Source organism: Streptomyces albus subsp. chlorinus (assembly GCF_013302895.1).
Classification (GTDB): domain Bacteria; phylum Actinomycetota; class Actinomycetes; order Streptomycetales; family Streptomycetaceae; genus Streptomyces; species Streptomyces chlorinus.
Genome location: NZ_VJOK01000001.1, coordinates 3,795,085 through 3,800,150, shown reverse-complemented (window position 1 = coordinate 3,800,150; position 5,066 = coordinate 3,795,085). Strand labels below are relative to the sequence as shown.

Here is a 5,066-nt window from a genome sequence, read left to right as displayed (position 1 = left end):
CATGGTCGGCGGAGGACGATTCCAGCTCCGCTCCCTGCTCGGTGCCGGCGGGATGGCCTCCGTGTACCTCGCCTACGACTCCGTCCTGGACCGGCAGGTCGCGGTCAAGACCCTGCACACCGAACTCGGCCGCGAACAGTCCTTCCGCGAGCGCTTCCGCCGCGAGGCCCAGTCGGTCGCGAAGCTGACCCACACCAACATCGTCTCCGTCTTCGACTCCGGTGAGGACGAGATCGACGGCGCGATGGTGCCGTACATCGTCATGGAGTACGTCGAGGGCAAGCCGCTGCGCACCGTCCTCGACGAGGACATCGCCCAGCACGGCGCGATGCCCGCCGACAAGGCGCTCAAGATCACCGGCGATGTGCTGGCGGCCCTGGAGGTCAGCCACGACGAGGGCCTCGTACACCGGGACATCAAGCCCGGGAACGTCATGCTCACCAAGCGCGGTGTGGTCAAGGTCATGGACTTCGGCATCGCCCGCGCCATGCAGTCCGGTGTGACATCCATGACACAGACGGGCATGGTCGTCGGCACCCCGCAGTACCTCTCCCCCGAGCAGGCCCTCGGCCGCGGTGTGGACGCCCGCTCCGACCTGTACTCGGTCGGCATCATGCTCTTCGAGCTGCTGACCGGACGGCTGCCCTTCGACGCCGACTCGCCACTGGCCATCGCCTACGCCCACGTCCAGGAGGAGCCGGTCGCACCCTCCTCCATCAACCAGTCCATCCCCCCGGCCGTGGACGCACTGGTCGCGCGCACGCTCAAGAAGAACCCCAACGAGCGCTTCCCGTCGGCCACCGCCATGCACGACGAGATCACCCGCATCGGCGGCTCAGGGATCGCCGCGGGTGCCGCGCCGATCATCATCAGCGGCGGGCCGCCCGCCAGCGGCGCCGGGGTCGGACAGGCCGTCTTCCCGCCCGTGGACGCCAACGCCCAGCCGCAACAGGGCGGCGCCTCGGTCCAGACGCCGTACCAGCCGCAGGGACAGCCCGGGCAGCCGGGACCGTACAACAGCGGGGGCTTCGGGCCCTCCACCCCTCCGCCCCCCACCCAGACCTCCCCCGCCCCGCCCGCCGGCTACGGCTACCCGCAGGGGTCCTACGCCTCGGGCGGCCCGGCCACGCCGCCGCCCTACACGATCAACGCGGCCGGGTCCGGTCCGGCCGGCGGTGGTCCCGGCGGGGGCGGGCAGGGCAGGAAGATGTCACCCGGCGCCATGGCCGGCTACGGCCTCGCCGCCGTCGCCGTGGTCGTGGCCCTCGTCTTCGTGATCGTCGGCCTGACCGGTGACGACGGCGGGGACGACCCCGAGGCCAAGAACACCGATAAACCGAAGCCCACCGCGACCGCGGACCCGGGCGGCAGCGCCACCAACAGCGGCTCCGACGACGGCGGCTCCGACTCCGGCGGCTTCAAGGGCCCCGACAAGAGCCGGACCATCGACAAGGAGAAGTGCACGGACGCCACCGAGACGTACGAGCACAACGGCAACGTCATGATCCCGGACCTGACCTACAAGGACCTCACCTCCGTCAAGGCGTGCCTCCGCGCGGCCGGCTGGAAGCTGGGCACCGTGACGATGGAGGACGAGAACGTCTTCGGCAAGAACCAGGTCCTGGACCAGAACCCGGGCTCGCTCGACGACTTCAACCCGAAGAAGGACAAGATCGACCTGACGGTCTCCACGGGCCAGCCCGCCGACTGAGCCGACCCCGGACGGAGGGCCGGGGCCGGACGAGGCGCCAGGCCCGGCCGAGGAGGCGGGGCCGGACGAGGGGCCCGGGCTCGGCCCGGCCGGGGAGGCGGGGCTGCCGTCCCATCGGGGAGCCCTGGACGATCGGATCCGGCTCGTCAGCTCGCCATGCGGCGGACCTCCACCATGCGGAACCTTCCGGAGACGAAATCCCCGTCGCAGAGGGAGCAGTTGGCCGCCGGATTGCCGCCGGAACCGTGGAAATCGCTGAATGCCGCGGTCTGGTTGACGTAGACGCCCCCTGTCAGATTGAGCGACAGCTGGGCGGGCTCGTCCAAGCAGACCTCCTCCACCTGGCGGGCCACCTGAGGTGAGGTGGTGTACGCGGAGACGGTCATCGCGCCCTTGGTCAGCAGGGTGTGCCGCAGCAGTTCCAGCGACTCCTCGGTGGAGCCCATGGCCACCGCGAAGGAGACGGGGCCGAAGCACTCCTCCAGATAGGCGGCCTCGTCCTCCGGCTTGGTGGCGTCCACCTTGACGATCACCGGGGTGCGGACCGTGGCCCGTGGGAACTCGGGGTTCTCCACCGCGCGTGAGGCCAGGGCGACCTCGCCCAGGGAGGGGGCCGACTCCAGCCGCTCGCGGACCCGCTCGTTCACCAGGGCTCCGAGCAGGGCGTTGGCCCGCGTGTCGTCCCCGAGCAGCTTGTCGACCGCCGCGCCGAGGTCGGCCACCACCTCGTCGTAGGACTTGTGGCCGGATTCGGTGCCGATGCCGGCGGCGGGGATCAGCAGGTTCTGCGGTGTGGTGCACATCTGGCCGCTGTAGAGCGAGAGGGAGAAGGCGAGGTTGGCGAGCATGCCCGGGTAGTCGTCGGTGGAGTCGATGACGACCGTGTTGACGCCGGCCTTCTCCGTGTGGACCCGGGCCTGGCCGGCGTTGGCCTCCAGCCACTCGCCGAACGCGGAGCCGCCCGTGTAGTCGATCACGCGGATCTCGGGCCGGGTGGCCAGGTCCTTGGCGATGCCGTCGCCCTCCGCCTCGGCGGCGAGAGCCACCAGGTCGGCGGGGAAACCGGCCTCGGCCAGCACCTCGCGGGCGATCCGCACCGTCAGGGCCAGCGGCAGCACCGCCCTCGGGTGCGGCTTGACCAGTACCGCGTTGCCGGTGGCCAGGGAGGCGAAGAAACCGGGGAAGCCGTTCCAGGTGGGGAAGGTGTTGCAGCCGATCAGCAGCGCGATGCCGCGTCCTGCCGGGGTGAACTCCTTGGTGACGCGCAGCGGTTCGCGCTTGCCCTGCGGCTTCTCCCAGTGGACCCGGGCCGGGGTGCGGGTCTGCTCCTCGTAGGCGTAGGCGACGGCCTCCAGGCCGCGGTCCTGGGCGTGCGGGCCGCCCGCCTGGAAGGCCATCATGAAGGCCTGGCCGCTGGTGTGCATCACGGCCTGGGCGAACTCGTGGGTGCGGGCGCTGACGCGCGCCAGGATCTCCAGGCAGACCGCGGCCCGGACCTCGGGGCCCGCCTCGCGCCAGGCGGGCAGCCCCTCCCGCATGACGGGCAGCAGGGCGTCGATGGCGCCCTCGTCCGCGCGGGGGTAGGAGATGTCCAGCTCCAGCCCGTAGGGCGACACCTCGGTGGCCACCCATTCGCCGGACACCGGCTGGCCCGGCAGCTCGAAACGGCTGCCGCGCAGCGCGTCGAAGGCCGCCTTGCCCTCCTCGGCCGCCCCTTCGCCGTAGGCCTTCGGGTGTTCGGGATGCGGGGTCCAGAACTCCCTGCTGCGGATCGCCTCCAGCGCGCGGTCCAGGGTCGGTCGGTGCTGGTCGACGAGCTGGGCTGTGGTGGTGCCGATACCGGTGGTCACGCGGGACCAACTCCTCGCTGAGCTGGGACGGGATGCGGATGGCGACGGCGTTGCCGGGGCCGCTCACCTGGTAGATACTGCTACCGAACGATCGGTCGGTGCAAGGGGGTCCTCGGTCCTGTGGATAACTCCGCTCCGGGCCCGGCTAGCATCGGCCGCATGTCCACGGTCAAGCGCGACACCTACACGCCCGACTCGCTGCTCTCCGTCGCCGTGCGGGTGTTCAACGAGCGGGGCTACGACGGCACCTCGATGGAACACCTGTCCAAAGCGGCCGGGATCTCCAAGTCCTCGATCTACCACCACGTGCGCGGCAAGGAGGAGCTGCTGCGCAGGGGGATAAGCCGCGCGCTGGACGGGCTGTTCGCGGTGCTGGACGAGTCCGGGGCGCGCGAGGGCCGCGCGGTGGAGCGGCTGGAGCACGTCACGCGCCGTACGGTCGAGGTCCTGATGGCCGAGCTGCCGTATGTGACGCTGCTGCTGCGGGTGCGCGGCAACACGGACACCGAGCTGTGGGCGATGGCGCGCCGCCGCGAGTTCGACCAGCGGGTGGCCGAGCTGGTCAAGCAGGCCGCGGCCGAGGGCGATCTGCGGGCCGACGTGGACGCGCGGCTGGCGACGCGGCTGCTGTTCGGCATGATCAACTCGATCGCCGAGTGGTACCGGCCCGACCGTACGTCCGGCAACGGCACCGCGTCGGGCGGGAACACCAGCGCCGAGGTCGCCGAGGCCGTGGTCCGCACCGCCTTCGCGGGCCTGCGCACCCACTGAACCCCGCCGCCACCAGGAACTCCGTGGCCCGGCTCAGGGATCCGGTTCCAGGTCCGTCTCCTCGAACACCAGCAGGGTGCGGGTGCTCAGCACCTCCGGCATCGACTGGATGCGGGTGAGCACCAGGTCCCGCAGCGCCCTGTTGTCGGGGGTGTGGACGAGCAGCAGGACGTCGAAGTCGCCGCTGACCAGCGCCATGTGCGCGGCCCCCGGCAGTTCCTGGAGCTTCTCGCGGACACTGCGCCAGGAGTTCTGGACGATCTTGAGGGTGATGTAGGCCGAGGCACCGTGGCCCGCGCGCTCCTGGTCGATACGGGCGCTGAAGCCGCGGATGACGCCGTCGTCGATCAGCCGGTTGATGCGGGCGTAGGCGTTGGCACGGGAGACGTGCACCCGTTCGGCCACCGACCGTATCGAAGCTCTGCCGTCCGCCCGGAGCAGCCGCAGGATGTCCCGGTCGATCGCGTCCAGCGGCCGGGCGGGGAAGCGGGCCGCGGCGCGCCGCGCCGCCCCCTGGGGGGCTCCGCCGCCCCCCGCGCCACCGCCGTCACCGGCCCGCGCGGAAGGCCCCTCACCGGCCAGCGCGGCGCCGTCCTCACCGGATCGCTCGTCCCGTCCACCGTCCCGTCCGCCGGCCGGGCCGAGCCGGCCCCCGGACCGCTCGCCCGGTCCGACGTGCGGCTCGCCCGGCCCGGGGGACGGCTCGGCCGGGCCGGCGGCCATCTGTTCATCCG

Annotated in this window: 4 protein-coding genes; 2 read left to right on the top strand and 2 right to left on the bottom strand. The window is 71.8% G+C overall.

Annotation, left to right across the window (positions count from 1 at the left end):
* Nucleotide 1 precedes the first annotated feature (1 nt).
* Nucleotides 2-1,711, top strand: coding sequence for a Stk1 family PASTA domain-containing Ser/Thr kinase (locus FM076_RS16890; RefSeq protein WP_173871643.1), 1,710 nt, complete (start codon nucleotides 2-4; stop codon nucleotides 1,709-1,711).
* Nucleotides 1,712-1,857: 146 nt separating this feature from the next.
* Here the strand turns inward: FM076_RS16890 and paaN are convergent, their stop codons facing one another.
* Nucleotides 1,858-3,561, bottom strand: a complete 1,704-nt coding sequence (gene paaN / locus FM076_RS16885; RefSeq protein WP_173871641.1) for a phenylacetic acid degradation protein PaaN — start codon at nucleotides 3,559-3,561, stop codon at nucleotides 1,858-1,860.
* 159 nt (nucleotides 3,562-3,720) lie between these two features.
* On the opposite strand from paaN, the gene FM076_RS16880 reads away from it, so the two are divergent.
* Complete coding sequence (locus FM076_RS16880; RefSeq protein ID WP_173871639.1) at nucleotides 3,721-4,332, top strand: TetR/AcrR family transcriptional regulator; 612 nt, start codon at nucleotides 3,721-3,723, stop codon at nucleotides 4,330-4,332.
* Nucleotides 4,333-4,365: 33 nt separating this feature from the next.
* Here FM076_RS16880 and FM076_RS16875 read toward each other — a convergent pair whose 3' ends face one another.
* On the bottom strand, nucleotides 4,366-4,803 hold the full coding sequence (locus FM076_RS16875) for an Lrp/AsnC family transcriptional regulator (protein ID WP_173874810.1): 438 nt from the start codon (nucleotides 4,801-4,803) through the stop codon (nucleotides 4,366-4,368).
* Between the last annotated feature and the right edge of the window lie 263 nt (nucleotides 4,804-5,066).